Annotated in this window: 17 protein-coding genes and 1 tRNA gene; 13 read left to right on the top strand and 5 right to left on the bottom strand. The window is 67.0% G+C overall.

The genetic code is table 11. From position 1 onward, the window contains the following. Window positions 1-21 precede the first annotated feature (21 nt). From AC3A56_RS01890 to AC3A56_RS01880, 3 genes are all read right to left on the bottom strand, one after another. Window positions 22-924 (bottom strand): hydroxymethylglutaryl-CoA lyase, encoded by a 903-nt coding sequence (locus AC3A56_RS01890; RefSeq protein ID WP_487769162.1) that lies wholly within the window; start codon window positions 922-924, stop codon window positions 22-24. Window positions 925-1097: 173 nt separating this feature from the next. Continuing rightward, window positions 1098-3086 carry an acetyl/propionyl/methylcrotonyl-CoA carboxylase subunit alpha gene (locus AC3A56_RS01885; RefSeq protein ID WP_487769161.1) on the bottom strand — a complete coding sequence of 663 codons (1989 nt, stop codon included), beginning with the start codon at window positions 3084-3086 and terminating at the stop codon, window positions 1098-1100. 62 nt (window positions 3087-3148) lie between these two features. Further along, entirely contained in the window at window positions 3149-3943 is a 795-nt protein-coding gene (locus tag AC3A56_RS01880) for an enoyl-CoA hydratase-related protein (RefSeq protein WP_487769160.1), read from the bottom strand. Window positions 3944-4061: 118 nt separating this feature from the next. Between AC3A56_RS01880 and AC3A56_RS01875 the strand changes: the two genes are divergently transcribed. The 3 genes from AC3A56_RS01875 to AC3A56_RS01865 are packed head-to-tail and all read left to right on the top strand — an operon-like array spanning window position 4062 to window position 6455. After that, the gene (locus tag AC3A56_RS01875; protein WP_007804835.1) at window positions 4062-4307 is read left to right on the top strand and encodes a FeoA family protein; all 246 of its coding nucleotides are present in this window, start codon (window positions 4062-4064) and stop codon (window positions 4305-4307) included. Further along, complete coding sequence (gene feoB / locus AC3A56_RS01870) at window positions 4304-6142, top strand: ferrous iron transporter B (RefSeq protein WP_487769159.1); 1839 nt, start codon at window positions 4304-4306, stop codon at window positions 6140-6142. The genes AC3A56_RS01875 and feoB overlap by 4 nt, the downstream gene beginning before the upstream one ends. A 10-nt stretch (window positions 6143-6152) precedes the next feature. Continuing rightward, on the top strand, window positions 6153-6455 hold the full coding sequence (locus AC3A56_RS01865; RefSeq protein WP_056765631.1) for a DUF6587 family protein: 303 nt from the start codon (window positions 6153-6155) through the stop codon (window positions 6453-6455). A gap of 189 nt (window positions 6456-6644) precedes the next feature. Here AC3A56_RS01865 and rpsT read toward each other — a convergent pair whose 3' ends face one another. Next, window positions 6645-6908 carry a 30S ribosomal protein S20 gene (rpsT, locus tag AC3A56_RS01860; RefSeq protein WP_007804840.1) on the bottom strand — a complete coding sequence of 88 codons (264 nt, stop codon included), beginning with the start codon at window positions 6906-6908 and terminating at the stop codon, window positions 6645-6647. A 69-nt stretch (window positions 6909-6977) separates the two neighbouring features. Continuing rightward, window positions 6978-7175, bottom strand: a complete 198-nt coding sequence (locus tag AC3A56_RS01855) for a hypothetical protein (RefSeq protein ID WP_162248784.1) — start codon at window positions 7173-7175, stop codon at window positions 6978-6980. Between AC3A56_RS01855 and murJ the strand changes: the two genes are divergently transcribed. From murJ to AC3A56_RS01805, 10 genes are all read left to right on the top strand, one after another. Further along, entirely contained in the window at window positions 7129-8739 is a 1611-nt protein-coding gene (gene murJ, locus AC3A56_RS01850; protein WP_487769158.1) for a murein biosynthesis integral membrane protein MurJ, read from the top strand. The genes AC3A56_RS01855 and murJ overlap by 47 nt on opposite strands. Before the next feature lie 49 nt (window positions 8740-8788). Beyond that, on the top strand, window positions 8789-9742 hold the full coding sequence (locus tag AC3A56_RS01845; protein ID WP_487769157.1) for a bifunctional riboflavin kinase/FAD synthetase: 954 nt from the start codon (window positions 8789-8791) through the stop codon (window positions 9740-9742). A 90-nt stretch (window positions 9743-9832) separates the two neighbouring features. Further along, window positions 9833-12694 carry an isoleucine--tRNA ligase gene (gene ileS, locus AC3A56_RS01840; RefSeq protein WP_487769156.1) on the top strand — a complete coding sequence of 954 codons (2862 nt, stop codon included), beginning with the start codon at window positions 9833-9835 and terminating at the stop codon, window positions 12692-12694. A gap of 169 nt (window positions 12695-12863) precedes the next feature. Further along, window positions 12864-13364 (top strand): signal peptidase II, encoded by a 501-nt coding sequence (gene lspA, locus AC3A56_RS01835; protein WP_487769155.1) that lies wholly within the window; start codon window positions 12864-12866, stop codon window positions 13362-13364. An 87-nt stretch (window positions 13365-13451) separates the two neighbouring features. After that, on the top strand, window positions 13452-14411 hold the full coding sequence (gene ispH / locus AC3A56_RS01830) for a 4-hydroxy-3-methylbut-2-enyl diphosphate reductase (RefSeq protein ID WP_056718648.1): 960 nt from the start codon (window positions 13452-13454) through the stop codon (window positions 14409-14411). Between the two features lie 84 nt (window positions 14412-14495). Next, window positions 14496-14571, top strand: a tRNA-Thr gene (locus tag AC3A56_RS01825). A 185-nt stretch (window positions 14572-14756) separates the two neighbouring features. Then, window positions 14757-15341, top strand: a complete 585-nt coding sequence (locus tag AC3A56_RS01820; RefSeq protein ID WP_056718649.1) for a GspH/FimT family pseudopilin — start codon at window positions 14757-14759, stop codon at window positions 15339-15341. Then, entirely contained in the window at window positions 15272-15880 is a 609-nt protein-coding gene (pilV, locus tag AC3A56_RS01815) for a type IV pilus modification protein PilV (RefSeq protein WP_487769154.1), read from the top strand. Before AC3A56_RS01820 ends, pilV begins: the two co-directional genes overlap by 70 nt. After that, window positions 15877-16926 carry a prepilin-type N-terminal cleavage/methylation domain-containing protein gene (locus AC3A56_RS01810; RefSeq protein ID WP_487769153.1) on the top strand — a complete coding sequence of 350 codons (1050 nt, stop codon included), beginning with the start codon at window positions 15877-15879 and terminating at the stop codon, window positions 16924-16926. Before pilV ends, AC3A56_RS01810 begins: the two co-directional genes overlap by 4 nt. Before the next feature lies 1 nt (window position 16927). After that, the gene (locus tag AC3A56_RS01805; protein WP_487769152.1) at window positions 16928-17542 is read left to right on the top strand and encodes a pilus assembly PilX family protein; all 615 of its coding nucleotides are present in this window, start codon (window positions 16928-16930) and stop codon (window positions 17540-17542) included. Window positions 17543-17552: the final 10 nt, after the last annotated feature.

The raw sequence follows: 17552 nt of genomic DNA, 5'->3' as shown, positions 1-17552 counted from the left end.
GATCGGGATTTCGCGAGTGGCTCAGGTCACGGCCGTCCGCGCGCGGGTGACCCGGCTGGCGGTTTCCTTGTGCAACTGCGCGGCGAGCCAGGCGCCGGTGGCGACCAGCAGGTCGAGGTCGACGCCGGTTGCCATGCCCATGCCGTGCAGCATGTAGACCACGTCCTCGCTGGCCACGTTGCCGGTGGCGCCCTTCGCGTACGGACAGCCGCCGGTGCCGGAAACGGCGCTGTCGACCACGCGCACGCCTTCTTCCAGACAGGCCAGGATGTTCGCCAGCGCCTGACCGTAGGTGTTGTGGAAATGGACGGCCAGCGCCGCCATCGGCACCTCCTGCGCCACCGCGTGCAGCATCGCGCGTGCCTTGGCCGGCGTGCCGACGCCGATGGTGTCGCCCAGCGAGATTTCATGGCAGCCCAGCTCGTGCAGGCGCCGCGCCACGCGTACCACGTCGCTGACCGGCACCTCGCCCTGGTACGGGCAGCCGAGCACGGTGGAGACGTAGCCGCGCACTTGTACGCCGTCGGCCTTCGCCTGTTCCATCACAGGGATGAAACGTTCGATGGATTCGTCGATCGAGGCGTTGATGTTCTTGCGGTTGAACGCTTCGGAGGCAGCGGTGAACACGGCGATCTCGGTGGCGCCGACTTCGCGGGCACGCGCGTAGCCTTGCAGGTTCGGCACCAGCACGGGGTAGCTCACGCCCGGCAGCTTGCGGATGCGGGTGAACACCTCGGCGGCGTCGGCCAGCTGCGGCACCCATTTCGGACTGACGAAGCTGGTGGCCTCGATGGTCTTGAGGCCGGTGGCGGAGAGCCGGTCGATCAGCGCGATCTTCACCTCGGCCGGCAGCAGGGTCTTCTCGTTCTGCAGGCCGTCACGGGCGCCGACTTCGACGATGCGGACGTGGTTGGAGGTGTTCATGGAAAAGCTCCGGAGGACATCATTTCCCTTCTCCCCTCGGCGACTATAAGCAGTCCCCTTGTGGGTGAGAAGGTGCCCGAAGGGCGGATGAGGGTGCGGGGTCGAAGTGAACTCCCTGACCTGCCCGAACCCTCACCCCAACCCCTCTCCCATTGGGAGAGGGGCTTAAAAGCTCACTCGGCGAAGCGCACCAGCACCGCGTCCGCCTCGACAAACTCGCCCTGCGTGGCGTTGATGCTTTCGATGGTGCCGGCGCGCGGTGCCTTCAAGGCCAGTTCCATCTTCATCGCTTCCATCACCAGCAGTTCCTGGCCCTGTTCGACCACGTCGCCCGCCCTGGCTTTCACCAGCACGATGCGGCCCGGCATAGGCGCGATGATCTGGTTGCCGCCGGCGGCGTCGGTCGCTTCCCACGCGAAGGCGGCGGCGCGGCTGAAGCTGTAGCGCTGGCCGTCGGCGTTGTGCAGCAGCACGTGGGCGGCATCGACGCGCAGCGGCACGCGTTGCGATTCGTCGTCGAAGCGGGCGCTGAGGCAGTCGTCCAGCAGGCGTGCGCCGCGCACTTCGCAGGCGGTTTCGCCGCGGCGCAGCCGGTAGTCGCCAGCGTGGCCGTGAGCTTCGATGTCGTAGCGTTGTTCGCGCGCGGTCAGCGCCACGATGCGTTTGCCGGCGTGGCCGATGCGCCAGGCGTCGGCGCAGGCCCATGGCGAATGCGGATCGGCCGCGTTGCCCTTGATGTTGGCTTCGTCGTGGAGCAGGGCCGCGGTGGTGGCGGCGAACAGCACGGTGTCGCCCGGCACCACGTCGCCAACCAGGAACTCCTCCAGATGGCGATCGAGATAACCGGTGTCGATGCGGCCTTCCACCACGGCGGGATGGCGCACCAGCCGTTCGAGGAAGCCGATGTTGGATTTCGGGCCGATGATCTCGCTGGCGGCTAGTGCCTCGCGCATGCGCTGCAGCGCCTTCGGGCGATCGACGTCCCACACGATCAGCTTGGCGATCATCGGGTCGTAGAAGATCGTCACCGTGTCGCCCTCGATCACGCCGCCATCGAGGCGCACGTGCTGCGAAGGACTCGGCAGGCGCAGCGTCTGCAGCTTGCCGGAGCCCGGCAGGAAGTTCTGGTCCGGGTCTTCCGCGTAGAGGCGGACTTCGATCGCATGGCCGTGCGAAACCACCTCGTTTTGGGCTAGCGGCAGCGGTTCGCCATCGGCGATGCGCAGCTGCCACTCCACCAGGTCCACGCCGTGGGTCAGCTCGGTGACGGGGTGCTCGACCTGCAGCCGCGTGTTCATTTCCATGAAGTGGAAATCGCCTGCGGGGCCGACGATGAACTCGACCGTGCCGGCGCCCACGTAGTTCACCGCGCGGGCGGCGGCCACGGCGGCGGCGCCCATGTCGGCGCGTTTTTCCGGGGTGAGGAAGGGCGAGGGCGTTTCCTCCAGCACCTTCTGGTAGCGGCGCTGTGCGGAGCACTCTCGCTCGCCGAGGTGGATGATGTTGCCGTGGCGGTCGCCGAAGATCTGGAACTCGATGTGGCGCGGATGCTCCACGTAGCGCTCCAGCAGCATCGAGGCATCGCCGAAGGCGGCCTGCGCCACGCGCTGGGCGGTGGCCAGCGCCTCGGGGAATTCGGCGTCCGAGCGCACGATCTGCATGCCCTTGCCACCGCCGCCGGCCGAGGGCTTGATGATCAGCGGGTAACCGACCTGGTGCGCCTGTTCGGCGAGGAAGGCATTGTCCTGCTGGTCGCCGCTGTAGCCCGGCACCAGCGGCACGTCGTGCCGGGCCATCAGCTGCTTGGCGGCGGCTTTCGAGCCCATCGCGTCGATGCTTTCGGGGTCGGGGCCGATGAACACGATGCCGGCGTCCTTGCAGGCGCGCGAGAAGGCGGTGTTCTCCGACAGGAAGCCGTAGCCGGGGTGGATCGCCTGCGCGCCGCTCCTTTTCGCGGCGTCGAGGATGGCGTCGATGCGCAGGTAGGAGTCGGCCGGCAGCGGACCGCCGATCGGCCACGCCTCGTCGGCCAGCCGCACGTGCTGCGCGTCCTTGTCCGCCTCCGAATACACCGCGATGGTGTGGATGCCCAGCCGCCGGCAGGTGCGGATCACCCGGCAGGCGATCTCGCCGCGGTTGGCTATCAGTACACGTTCGAACATGCGAGTCCCTGGAAACGTTCGTATCGATGCAAAGCGTCTAAAACTAACAGATCGCGGCGCGCCTACGGTTGCGCCACCCATGCCGGCGCGCGCTTGTCGAGGAAGGCGCCGAGTCCGTGCTGGCCTTCGGGCGAGACGCGCAGGCGGGCGATCAGCGCGGCGTTTTCGGTGTCGATGCGTTCGGCTTCGGCCGGATCGGCGCCACCGATGCGCAGGGCCAGCTGTTTGGCCTCGCGCTGGGCCAGCGGACCGGCCTTGGCCAGGAAATGCAGCTGGCGCTCGATCGCCTCGTCCAGTTCGCTGCCGGTCGACACGGCATGCAGCAGGCCGATCCGGTGCGCCTCGGCGGCGTCGAAAACCTCGCCGCTGACGAACAGCCGGCGCGCCTCGCGCAGGCCGATCGCGGCGATCACGTAGGGCGAGATCACCGCCGGCACCAGGCCCAGCTTCACTTCGGACAGCGCGAACTTGGCGGTGTCCACGCCGATCGCGATGTCGCAGCAGGCGACCAGGCCCACGCCGCCGCCATACGCGGCGCCGTTGACCCGCGCGATGGTCGGCTTGGACAGGAACTGCAGGTTGCGCATCAGCCGCGCCAGGCGCAGCGAATCCTCGCGGTTTTCCTGTTCGCTGGCGCCGGCCATGCCGCGCATCCAGTTCAGGTCGGCGCCGGCGGAGAAACAGCTGCCGCTGCCGGTGAGCACCACCGCCCGCACGGCCGGATCGGCATCGGCGGCGGCTAGCGCCTCGGTCAGCGCGGCGATCAGGGCGTCGTCGAACGCGTTGTGGATCTGCGGGCGGTTCAGCGTGAGCCAAGCGACCGCGCCGCGGCGTTCGCTGAGGATGGAATCGGTCATCAGGTCGTCCCCGCAAATAACGCGATGATAAACGTTGTCGCAGGGGTGGCCCGGGGTGCTGCAGGCGTATCGACAAAAGGACTACAATGCGAATTGTTCTTATTTGAGATTTTCGCCCGTGCGTCTGTCCGAATTGCCCAAGGGTGCCCCCGCCGTGGTCGACCGCGTGCACGATGCGCATGCGGCCGATCCGATCGCGCAGCGCTTGCGCGACCTGGGCTTTGTCGATGGCGAGCCGGTGCGGGTGGTGGCGGTGGGGCCGATGGGTGGCGATCCGGTGCTGATCCAGATCGGCTTCACCCGCTTCGCGCTGCGCAAGGCCGAAGCCAGCCGGGTCAGCGTGCGCAGCGAGGCGGCGGCATGAGCGCGTCGACCCTGCGCATTGCCCTGGTTGGCAATCCCAACTGCGGCAAGACGGCCTTGTTCAACCTGCTCACCGGCGGCCGGCAGAAGGTGGCGAACTATGCCGGCGTCACCGTGGAGCGCAAGGAAGGCCGCTTCACCGCGCCGTCCGGCCGGGTGCTGCAGATCCTGGATCTGCCGGGCACCTACAGCCTGGACGCGAACAGTCCGGACGAGATGATCACCCGCGACGTCTGCGCGGGCAATTATCCGGGCGAGGCGGTGCCGGACCTGATCGTCTGCGTGGCCGACGCCACCAACCTGCGCCTGCACCTGCGCTTCGTGCTGGAGGTGAAGCGCCTCGGCCGGCCGGTGGTGCTGGCGCTGAACATGATGGACACCGCCCGCCAGCGCGGCATCGTGATCGACGTACCCGAATTGCAGCGCCGGCTGGGCTTGCCGGTGGTCGAAACGGTCGCGGTGAAGCGCGGCGGCGCGCAGGCGCTGATCGAGCGTGTCGATGGCGAGGTTCCCGCGGCCGCACCGGTGCAGTCCGATGACGCGGCCAGCCGCGCCGACCTGCACGCGCAGGTGCGTGAACTGCTGGCGGCGACGGTGACCATGCCGCGCGCCACCGCCGCGATCGACGACACGCTGGACCGCTGGGCGCTGCATCCGGTGTTCGGTCTGGCGATCCTCGCGGTGGTGATGTTCCTGGTGTTCCAGGCGGTGTACTCGATCGGCAAGCCGATGACCGACGCGATCGCCGACGGCTTCGACTGGATGGGCGGACACGCCGCCACCCTGATGCCGGCGGGGCCGCTGCAAAGCCTGGTCACCGACGGCCTGTTCGGTGGCCTGGGCACGGTGCTGGGTTTCCTGCCGGAAATCCTGGTGCTGTTCCTGTTCATCATCGTGCTGGAGGAGTCGGGCTACCTGCCGCGCGCCGCGTTCCTGCTGGATCGGCTGATGCTGTCGGTAGGGTTGACCGGACGCTCGTTCATCCCGCTGCTGTCCAGCTTCGCCTGCGCGATCCCGGGCATCATGGGCACGCGCAGCATCACCGATCCGCGCGACCGGCTCACCACGATACTGATCGCGCCGCTGATGACGTGCTCGGCGCGGCTGCCGGTGTATGCGCTGCTGATCGGCGCGTTCATCCCGATCCGCTACGTGTTCGGCGTGTTCAACCTGCAGGGCGTGGTGCTGTTCGCGTTGTACCTGGCGGGCATCCTGGGCGCGATGCTGGTGGGCTGGGTGATGAAGCACATCCGCCGCGACAAGAGCGAGCACGCGCTGATGATGGAGCTGCCCTCGTACCGCGTGCCCAAGCTGCGCGACGTGGCGATCGGCCTGTACGAGCGCGGCATGATCTTCCTGAAGCGGTTGACCGGCGTGATCCTGGGCCTGACCGTGCTGATGTGGTTCCTGTCGACCTTCCCCGGCGCGCCGGAAGGCGCCACCCGGCCGGCGATCGAATACAGCTTCGCCGGTTACATCGGGCGCGGCCTGCAGTACATTTTCGCGCCGATCGGCTTCAACTGGCAGATCAGCCTGGCGCTGATCCCGGCCTTCGCCGCCCGCGAGACCGCGGTGGCCGCGCTGGCCACGGTCTACCTGGTGGGCGGCGAGGCGGCCGGCGGGCTGGGCCATGCGCTGGCCGGGCAGATCTCGCTGGCCAGTGCGCTGTCGCTGCTGGTGTGGTTCGCGTACGCGCCGCAATGCATGTCCACGCTGGCGATCATCAAGCGCGAGACCGATTCCTGGCGCAACGTGGCGATCTCGTTCGGCTACATGTTCGTGATGGCCTATACCGCGTCGTTCATCGTCTACCAGGTGGCGAGGGCGCTCGCATGAGGACGCGTCCATGAGTGCCGGCCTGCTGCTGCAGTACGTGGTGATCGGCCTGGCCGTGCTGGCCAGTGTGTGGATCGTGCTGCGCAAGCTGGCCCGGAAGACCACCAACCGCTGGATGGCCGCCGCGTCGATCCACTTCAGCCAGCCCGGCCGCAGCGCCCTGGCACGGGCGTTCGGTCGCCGCCTGCAGCCAACCGAAGCCACCGGCGATTGCAGCGATGGTTGCAGCACCTGCGGCGCCTGCGGGCCGAAGCCGCCGGCGGCGGCGCGTCCCGGCGAGCCGATGCCGCTGGAGTTTCGTCCGCGGCAGTGACGCGTTTGGCGCCTTGCTCCCTCCCCTGCGAGCAGGGGAGGGTTGGGGTGGGGTCGCTCTTCGCCGAAGTCAAAAGCGAACCCCCTCCCAACCTACCCCTGCGCGCAGGGGGAGGAGCCAACACTCGGGACCGGGCACGAAAAAGCCGGCTTGCGCCGGCTTCTCGTGCAACTCGAATCGCGCCCCGGCTTACGCCAGTTCGCGGATCTTCGCGTTGAGGCGGCTCTTGTGGCGGGCGGCCTTGTTCTTGTGGATCAGGCCGCGGGCGGCGTAGCGATCCATCACCGGCTGGGCGGCGGTGAAGGCGGCAACGGCGGCTGCCTTGTCCTTGGCCTCGATGGCCTTGACGACCTTCTTCAGGGCGGTGCGGACCATGGAACGTGCGCTGATGTTGCGCAGGCGGCGCTGTTCGGACTGGCGCGCGCGCTTCTTCGCGGACTTGATGTTGGCCAAGGTAGAACTCCGGAATGCAGGGTTGAGGTTGGAAAAAGACGCCAATTATGCGGGCGATTCGCCGATGCGTCAATCATTTACGCCGCCGGAATGGGTCGGCGGGGGCGTGTCGCCATCGGGGTGTCGCCATTCTGCCATATCCGGGCTGTCATCCGGCCCGCACGGGCTGTCAGACTGTGCGCCCTGCGCGATCGGCGCCCAAGGCAGAAACCAGGCACTCATGAAGTCACCCAGCATGCTCCGCGGATTGCTCTCGTTCAGCAGCATGACGATGATTTCGCGGGTACTGGGCCTGGTGCGCGACATCTCGATGAGCCACGTGTTCGGCGCCACGGTGGCCACCGACGCCTTCGTGGTGGCGTTCCGCATCCCCAACTTCATGCGCCGGCTGTTCGCCGAAGGGTCGTTTTCCACCGCCTTCGTGCCGGTCTTCACCGAAGTGAAGGAAACCGGCAGTCACGATGACCTGAAGCGACTGATGGCGACCGTGGCCGGCACCCTGGGCGGCGTGCTGCTGGTGGTGACGGCGCTGGGGCTGATCTTCGCGCCGCAGCTGGCCACCGCCTTCATCCCCGGCGCGCTGGACCAGCCGCACAAGTTCGACCTGACCACCGAGCTGGTGCGCTGGATGTTCCCGTTCCTGCTGTTCGTGTCGCTGACCGCGCTGGCCGGTGGTGCGCTGAACAGCTTCCATCGCTTCGCGATGCCGGCGCTGGTGCCGGTCATCCTCAATGTCTGCATGATCGTGGCGGCGCTGTGGATCGCGCCGCACCTGCATACGCCGATCCTGGCAATGGGCTGGGCGGTGCTGCTGGCCGGCGTGCTGCAGTTGCTGTTCCTGCTGCCGGCCCTGCGCAAGCTGGACTTGCTGGTGCTGCCGCGCTGGGGCTGGCGCCATCCGCAGGTCAGGAAAATCATGCGGCTGATGGTGCCCACGCTGTTCGGCTCGTCGGTGGCCCAGATCAACCTGCTGCTGGACACCATCGTGGTGTCGTTGCTGGTGACCGGGTCGCAGACCTGGCTGTGGCAGTCGACGCGCTTCCTCGAACTGCCGCTGGGCGTGTTCGGTGTCGCGCTGGGCACGGTGATCCTGCCGTCGCTGTCGCGTCACCACGTGGGCACCGATCAGGCCGGATTTTCGAAGGCGCTGGACTGGGGGCTGCGCATCACGCTGCTGATCGCGGTGCCGGCGGCGATCGCGCTGGCGCTGCTGGCCGAGCCGCTGGTGGCCACGCTGTTCCAGAACGGCCAGTACACCGCCTTCGACACCCGCATGACCGCGGCCGCCGTGCTGGCGCTCAGCTGCGGCTTGCCGGCCTACGCGCTGGTCAAGGTGGTGCTGCCGGCGTTCTACTCGCGCCAGGACACCCGCACGCCGGTGAAGGCGGGCGTGGCGTCGCTGGTGGTCAACATGATCTTCAACGGCTTGCTGATCGCGTTGTTCTTCGAGCTGTGGGCGCCGGCGTCGGTGAAGCAGGGCAGCTGGCTGGAGGGCATCGCCCAGGTGCCCGGCCTGCACGTGGGCCTGGCGCTGGCCAGTGCGCTGGCCAGCTACGTGAACTTCATGCTTCTGTGGCGCTGGCTCAAGCGCGCCGGCGTGTACCAGCGGCAGCCCGGCTGGGCGCGGCACTGGCTGCGGCTGGGCTCGTCCTGCCTGGCGATGGCTGCCGTGCTGCTGCTGGGGCGCTGGCTGTGGCCGGAATGGGTGCACGGCGTTTCGGTGGCCACCCGGCTGTGGCGCCTGGCCGTGCTGGTGGTCGCGGGGGCGGGCACTTATGTCGCGGTGCTGTTTGCCGGCGGCTTCCGCTTGCGCGATCTGCGCGGGGCGTGAGCTGCGCCTGCGCGATTATCGGCGGGCGTCCGGCCGTTATACTCAGGCGATGATGAAACTTTCCAGGGATGTCGCGGGCCCTTGCCTGACGCCGCGCGGCAGCGTGATGGCGGTCGGCGCATTCGATGGCCTGCATCGTGGTCACCAGGCCTTGCTGGCGCAGGTGCGCGAACGTGCGCAGGCGCTTGGCTGCAGCCCGGTGGTGGTCAGCTTCGAGCCGCTGCCCCGGGCGTTCTTCTCGCCCGAACCGGTGCCGCGGCTGTCCAGCGTGCGCGAAAAACTGCGCGGCTTTGCCGCCGCCGGCATGGAACAGACCCTGCTGCTGCGCTTCAACCGGGCGCTGACCGCGATGTCGGCCGAGGATTTCGTGCGGCGGGTGCTGGTCGATCGCCTGGCTGCACGCGAGGTTTGGGTGGGTGGCGACTTCCGCTTCGGCCACAAGCGCGGCGGCGACGTGGCCCTGCTGGAGCGCATGGGTGCCGAACTGGGCTTCAGCGCCTGCACCATGCCGGTAATCCAGCTGGAGGGCGAACGCGTTTCCGCCAGCCGCGTGCGCACCCTGCTGGCCGCGGGCGATTTCACCGGCGCCGAGCCACTGCTGGGCCGCCCGTTCGTGATCGACGGCAAAGTCGAATACGGCAACCAGCTCGGCCGCACGCTGGGCTATCCCACCGCCAACATTCACCTGCCGCAGCGGGTCAGTCCGATCCAGGGCATCTTCGCGGTGCGCGTGGGCCTGGGCGAAGGCGAATGCAGCTGGCCCGGCGTGGCCAGTCTCGGCGTGCGCCCCACGGTGAACCAGGTCAGCCAGCCACTGCTGGAAGTGCACCTGTTCGACTTCGACGGCGACCTGTACGGCCAGCGCATGGCGGTGGAGTTCGTGGCCAAACTGCGCGACGAGCAGAAGTTCGACGGGCTGGAACCGCTGAAGGCGCAGATGGCGCTGGACTCGCGCCGGGCGCGCGAGCTGCTGGGCATGAACCCGCGGCTGGTCGATGCGTGAGACGGCTTCCGGCAGGCGCAGGTATCGTTTAACTTTGAACTCTTTGTCCGCGCTGGCGGACGGCAACGCTTCCATTACGGCACCCAGGCAATGACCCACGATTACAAGAGCACGATCAACCTGCCGCAGACGGACTTTCCGATGCGCGGCGATTTGCCGAAGCGCGAGCCGGGCTGGCTCGCGGAGTGGGAGCGGGTGGGGCGCTACGCGCAAATCCAGCAGAAGACCGCGCACCGCGACAGCGTGTTCGTGCTGCATGACGGCCCGCCGTATGCGAACGGCCCGATCCACATCGGCCATGCGGTGAACAAGATCCTCAAGGACATCGTGGTCAAGTCCAAGCTGCTGGCCGGCCAGCGCGCGCCCTACGTGCCGGGCTGGGACTGCCACGGCCTGCCGATCGAGATCGCGGTGGAGAAGAAGTTCGGCAAGCCGGGCGACAAGCTCGACGCGGCAGCGTTCCGGCAGAAGTGCCGCGAATACGCCGCCGAGCAGGTCGACACCCAGCGCAACGACTTCAAGCGCCTGGGCGTGCTGGGCGACTGGGACCACCCGTACCGCTCGATGGATTTTCGCTTCGAGGCCGACATGCTGCGCGCGCTGGCCCGCATCGTTTCCAACGGCCACGTGCTGCGCGGCGCCAAGCCGGTGTACTGGTGCTTCGACTGCGCCTCGGCGCTGGCCGAGGCGGAGATCGAATACGCCGACAAGGTCTCGCCCGCCGTCGACGTCGCCTATGACGCGCTGGATGCGAAGGCGCTGGCGAAGAAGTTCGGCGTGGATGCCGGCGACGCCATCGTGGCCATCCCGATCTGGACCACCACGCCGTGGACGCTGCCGGAAAGCCAGGCGGTGTCGCTGGGCGCCGGGCTGGAATACGCGCTGATCGAAGGCCCGCAACGCGATGGCCGGCGCATGCTGCTGGTGGTCGCCAGCGCGCTGGCCGAAAAGGCCGCCCAGCGCTACGGCCTGGAGCAGGCCAGCGTGCTCGGTCATGCCGAAGGCAAGGCGCTGGAAGGCAGCAAGCTGCAGCACCCGTTCTACCCGCGCGAAGTGCCGGTGATCCTCGGTGAACACGTGTCGGCCGACGACGGCACCGGCGCGGTGCACACCTCGCCCGATCACGGCGTGGAGGATTTCGTGGTGGCCCGCGAGTACGGCATCGGCCTGCTCAACTACATCGAACCGCGCGGCACCTATCGCATCGACACGCCGCAAGCGGACAGCCTCGCGCTGGGCGGCATGCACATCTGGAAGGCCAACGAGGCGCTGGTCGACCTGCTGCGCCAGCGCGGCGTGCTGCTGGCGTTCGCCAAGATCGAGCACAGTTACCCGCACTGCTGGCGGCACAAGACGCCGGTGATCTATCGCACCACGCCGCAGTGGTTCATCTCGATGGAGCAGCAGGACCTGCGCGAGACGGCGCTCACCTCGATCAAGAACGTGCGCTGGGTGCCGGGGTGGGGCGAGGAGCGCATCGCCGGCATGGTCGCCGGGCGACCGGACTGGTGCATCTCGCGCCAGCGCACCTGGGGCGTGCCGATTGCGCTGTTCGTGCACAAGGCCACGCAGGAACCGCATCCGCATTCGGTCGAATTGCTGGAGCAGGTCGCGCAGAAGGTGGAGCAGGGCGGCATCGATGCCTGGTTCACGCTGGATGCGGCCGAGCTGCTTGGCGACGACGCGAAGGATTACGAGAAAGTCACCGACGTGCTCGATGTCTGGTTCGACTCCGGCGTCACGCACTACACCGTGATCGACCAGCGTCCCGAGCTGCAGCAGGGCGCGGCCACGCATTACAAGGTGATGTACCTGGAAGGCTCCGACCAGCATCGCGGCTGGTTCCAGTCGTCCTTGCTGACCTCGGCGGCGATCCACGGCCGCGCGCCGTACAACGAGGTGCTCACCCACGGCTTCGCGGTCGACGCGAACGGCCGCAAGATGTCCAAGTCGCTGGGCAACGTGGTGGCGCCGCAGAAGGTGATGGACACGCTGGGCGCCGACGTGCTGCGCCTGTGGGTGGCCTCGGCCGACTACCGCAACGAGATGACCGTCTCCGATGAGATCCTGAAGCGCGTCTCCGACAGCTACCGGCGCATCCGCAACACCGCGCGTTTCCTGCTCGGCAACCTCGACGGTTTCGATCCGGCCACGCACCTGCTGCCGGTGGCGGACAGCCTGCTGCTCGACCAGTGGGCCGTGCAGCAGGCGCATGACGTGCAGCAGGCGGTGACCGCCGCGTACGAGCGCAACGACTATCCGGACGTCATCGCGCGCATCCAGAACTTCTGCACCAACGAACTGGGCGCGCTGTACCTGGACATCACCAAGGACCGGCTCTACACCATGCCCACCGACAGCCGCGGTCGGCGCAGCGCGCAAAGCGCGATGTACCGCATCGCCGAGGCGCTGGTGCGCTGGCTGGCGCCGGTGCTGAGCTTCACCGCCGAGGAAATCTGGCAGCAGTTGCCGGGCGAGCGCGGTGACAGCGTGCTGTTCGAAACCTGGTACGACGGCCTGAGCGCGGCCCAGGCTTCGCCGGAACAGCGGCGCTGGTGGACCGACCTGCTGGCGATCCGCGATGCGTCCTCGCGCGTGCTCGAAGGCATGCGCAAGGCCGAGCGGATCGGCGCGGCGCTGGAGGCGAAGCTGGTGGTCCACGCCGACGCGACGCTTTCGAGCCGCTACGCCGAGGCCGCCGACGAGTTGCGCTTCTTCTTCATCACCTCCGACTTCACCCTGGCCCCGCTCGCCCCGCGTGCGGACGACGCGGTGAAGGTGGAGCTGGATGGCGCCGAAGCCTGGGTTTCCGCCAGCGTCAGCGCCGCAGCGAAATGCGTGCGCTGCTGGCACCGCCGCGACGACGTGGGCAGCCACGCCGCGCATCCCGAGCTGTGCGACCGCTGCATCAGCAACATCGAAGGGCCGGGTGAGGATCGCCGCTGGTTCTGATTTGCGCTGTGCCCCCTCCCCTGCGCAGCAGGGGAGGGCCGGGGTGGGGTCGCTCTTGATCTGAGTCTCGCAAGATCAAAAGCACCCCCTCACCTGAAGGACTTCCTTCGGTCGCCAACCTCCCCCTGCGTTGCAGGGGGAGGAGCCATTCCCAATCGAGTTTCCGTTCATGATCAGCCAACGCAACGCACTTCCCTGGCTCTGGCTCTCCGCGCTCGTCATCGCGCTCGACCAGCTCAGCAAATGGTGGGCGCTGCACGCGCTGCAGCCGATGGGCGTGCCGCACCCGGTGATTCCCGGTTTCCTCAACTGGACGCTGGCCTTCAACAAGGGCGCCGCCTTCAGCTTCCTGGCCAGCGGCGCGGGCTGGCAGCGCTGGTTCTTCGTGGTGCTGGCGCTGGTGATCAGCGCGGTGCTGGTGACCTGGCTGGCGCGCACGCCGCGCCGCGACTGGCGCACCAGCCTGCCGCTGGCGCTGATCGTGGGCGGTGCGATCGGCAACCTGATCGACCGGCTGCATGCCGCGCAGGTCACCGACTTCATCCACGTGTACTTCCGCCAGTGGGATTACCCGGTGTTCAACCTGGCCGATTGCGGCATCACGGTGGGCGCGGTGATGCTGGTCGTGTTCGGCCTGTTCGCCGGCAAGCCGGCGGACGGCGTGCGATAATTCGCCGCTGCAGCCTTTCGCATCTGCGAAGCGCACTCCTCCATCTCCCCATGCTGCGCAGGGGGAGGGACAAGGTCACGAGTTCCCATGGATATCCTGCTTGCCAATCCCCGCGGTTTCTGCGCCGGCGTCGATCGCGCCATAGCCATCGTCGAGCGCGCGCTGGAATCGTACGGCGCGCCGATCTATGTCCGGCATGAAGTGGTGCACAACCGCTACGTGGTCGACAAGCTGCATGCCGACGGCGCGGTGTTCGTCGAGGAGCTGCACGAAGTGCCCGATGGCGCCACGGTGATCTTCAGCGCACACGGCGTGTCGCAGGCGGTGCGCGAGGAGGCCGATCAGCGGCACCTGAAAGTGTTCGACGCCACCTGTCCGCTGGTCACCAAGGTGCACATGGAAGTGGCGCGGCTGGGTCGCATCGGTCGCAGCGTGGTGCTGATCGGCCACGCCGGGCATCCGGAAGTGGAGGGAACGATGGGGCAGTGGAACCCCGCCAACAGCGGCGAGATCCTGCTGGTCGAGTCGCTGGAAGACGTCGCCACGCTGGCGCCGGCGTTCCCGCAGCTATTGTCCTACGTCACCCAGACCACGCTGTCGGTGGATGACACCAAGGCGATCATCGAAGCCCTGCGGCTGAAGTTTCCCGACATCGAAGGGCCGCGCAAGGACGACATCTGCTACGCCACGCAGAACCGCCAGGACGCCGTGCGTCGGCTGGCCGACGCGGTCGACCTGATGCTGGTGGTCGGCTCGGTCAACAGCTCCAACTCCAACCGCTTGCGCGAGCTGGCCGAGAAGCAGGGCGTTCGTTCCTTCCTGATCGACGGCGCCGAACACATCGAGCGCAGCTGGCTGGATGGCGTGAACCGCATCGGCCTCACCGCCGGCGCTTCCGCACCGGAGAAGCTGGTGCGCGACGTGATTGCCCGCCTGCAGTCGTGGGGTGCCGGTGCGGTGCGTGAGCTGGACGGCGAACCGGAAAACATCACCTTCGCCCTGCCCAAGGAACTGCGCGTGGTCGGCGACAACAGCTCCAGCCTCTGACCGGCGGTGCGTGCGGCCCGTAGGGCGCTCACCACCCACCGCTTGCGCCACCCTGCCGCGACAACGTAAAATCCGCGGCTCTTTGCCGGAATAGCTCAGTTGGTAGAGCGGCGCATTCGTAATGCGTAGGTCGTAGGTTCGATTCCTATTTCCGGCACCAGAACCCCAAAGGCCCGCGCAAGCGGGCCTTTGCTTTTTCCGGAGCGGCCCCCGCCCGTGATCCCCGTCACCCTTTCCAGCGTGCCAGCGGCCGTTTGTCGGCCAATCCCTACCGCTGGTCGGCTGGGGGCTGGCTGGCGGTGACGGCGTGGGTACAGTGCGCTCAGGGGTATCAGGGAGAATTCCATGCAAGTCTTGTCGTGTCAGCGAGCTGTCTCGCTGGTCGCATCGCCCGGGTCGGCGCGCCGCGCGCAGCGCGGTTTCACGCTGGTCGAGCTGATGGTCACCATGACCATTGCGCTGGTGCTGATCATGATCGCGGTGCCGAGTTTCAAGAACATCATTCTCCAGAACAAACTCACCACCGCCGCCAACGAGGTCGTCGGGGCCATCAATGTCGCGCGGATGGAAGCCATCAAGCGCAATGCCAGCACCCAATTGTGCGGCAGTGCCTCCAATGGCACGGATACGCTCGGCAGTGCATGCAAACAGGCTGGCGAGGTGTATGCGCTGAGCAATGGCGTGGTCACGCAAGTACGTGCTGGCACCAGCGGCATCAGGGCCCCGATCGCGTTGACCGGCAACATGATTCCGGTGCGTTTTGGTGGACAGGGGCTGGGGCACTCTCCCACCAGTACGGCGCCGTATTCCGGCCCGATCGCGGACATTTCCACTTCCTCGATCAGCACCCGCAATCATCGGTGCATCAGGATAACGGCAGGCTCGATCCTCGCCACGACCACTTCATCGGCAGCGTGCCCGACATCATGAACACTTCCTGCTCGGCCCCATCCTCGATTTTCGCGAAAGAAGCAGGTTGCTTGCCCGCGCGCTTGCTCCGCAAGCGCGGGCTCCCTCCCGCTGCGGCGACCCAGTCCGGCGTTGGTCTGATCGAGGTGCTGGTGGCGGTGCTGATCTTGTCGATCGGCTTTCTCGGCATCGCGGCGCTGCAGACCATGTCGCTGTCCACCAACAACAGCGCGATGGCGCGCAGCATGGCCACCGTCAGCAGTTACTCGATTCTGGATGCGATGCGGGCGGACAGCGTCAATGCCAAGAGTTCCGGCCTTCCTTACAACGGCACCGTCACCGCGGGCAGCTGTCCCACCACCACGACCACATTGGCCCAGGCCCAGCTCAAGCAATGGTGTTTACAACTCGGCAAGACTCTCGGTGAGGCAGCGACCACCACGGGCAAGATCGCGTGCGTGACCAGCGGCGAGTGCACCGTGACCATTACCTTCGACGACAGTCGGTCGGGCAAGGGCGGCAGCAGCACCCAGCAAATCATCACCAAGGCCATCCTATGAACAAGCGCCCCCACATTAGTCCGCCATGCACCGGCAATGCGGTACGGTCGGCGAAGTTTTCAGCGGGCTTCACCCTGATCGAGCTGATGATCGCCATGGTGCTGGGCTTGATCGTCATTGCCGGCGTCACCAGCGTGTTTATTGCCACGCAGCGCTCCTATCGCACCAACCAGGCGCTGGGTGACGTGCAGGACAGTTCACGCGTGGCGTTCGAGCTGATGGCGCGCGACATCCGCGATGCTGGCCTCACCGGTTGCGGCAATTCCGGGCGGGTTGCCAATGTGCTGAACCCCAGTGCGACCAATTGGTGGGCGGACTGGGGCAACGCGGTGCATGGCTATGGTGCAGGTACGGTGGTAGACCCAGCCTTGACGGTCGGTACGGCCGCGGGCAATCAGCTGACAGGCACCGACTCGCTGCAATTGCTGGGTGCTGCCGACACCGGCCTGAGCGTGGCAGCCACCCCCAGTTCGACGGCAGCCAATTTCAAGCTCAACGACACGACTTCGGATCTGAAGACCGGCGAAGTGATCATCGTCTGCGACCCCGACCATGCCACCATCGTGCAGATCAGCGATTACAACGACAGCAATGTCACGGTGGTGCACAACGTAGGCAACAAGGTTTCGCCCGGCAATTGTTCCAAAGGCATGGGCTACCCCACCGTGTGCAGCACCAACGGCACCGGCTACATGTTCGGGGCCAACTCGCAGATCTTCAAACTGGCCGCGGTGGACTGGTACATCGGTACCAACCCGGTGGGTGGCAAATCGCTGTACCGCATGACCGTGGACACCACGGGGGCCGCGCCAGCAACGAGCTCCCAGGAAATGGTGCGTGACGTCACGGCGATGAACCTTCGCTATCACGTGGCCGGTGGCGCCAGTTTCGTGGATGCAGCCACCGTGGCGGCCAACTGGCCCACCGTCGACTCCGTGCAGGTCAAGCTCACGCTGGAAAGCGTCGATAAGCGCGCAGGTACCGATACCAAGGCGATCTCGCGCGACTTCACGGCCACCACCACCATTCGCAACCGGGTGCCATGAGATGAACCACAAGACTCTCGATCCCTCGGGTTCCATCAGCCGCTCGCGGCGTCAGCGCAGCGCGAGGCTCCATCCCCATGCCGCTCAAGGTGGCGTGGCCTTGGTGGTGGCGATGATCCTGCTGCTGGTGATTACCCTGGTCGGCCTGGCCGCCGTGCGCGGCACCATCATGCAGCAGAAGATGGCTGGCAACATGTACGACCGACAGCTGGCCTTCCAGAACGCCGAGGCAGCCATGCGTGCGGCGGCGGCAAGCATCCCCGACAATCCGGGCGACATTGCGCGCAATTGCCAGACCCCGGCCGTGATCTGTCTGACCAACCCGTTCGAAGACAAGAACCTGCCCGCAAACAGCATCAAGACGCTCAGCAAAACCCTGTACACGGCAGGTGCGCTGGCCGTCGGCCAGCCGCAGTACGTGATCGAGAACATGGGCAACTTCCAGGATCCGAGCGCCAGCACCGGGTTCAACCAGAGCGCCAACTCGCACAACTATGGCGTCAACGGCGGCACCATCACCAACATCTATTACCGCGTCACTGTCCGCAGTGCCGATCCTGCGGTCGTGGGTGACCGTGCCGTGGTCGTGCTGCAGGCCATGATCAAGCAGGGTTGAGCTTCCGGCC

This window comes from Rhodanobacter sp. Soil_C_14, assembly GCF_057657335.1.
The sequence above is the reverse complement of the archived record's forward strand: the minus strand, read 5'-3'. Positions and strand labels throughout refer to the sequence as shown.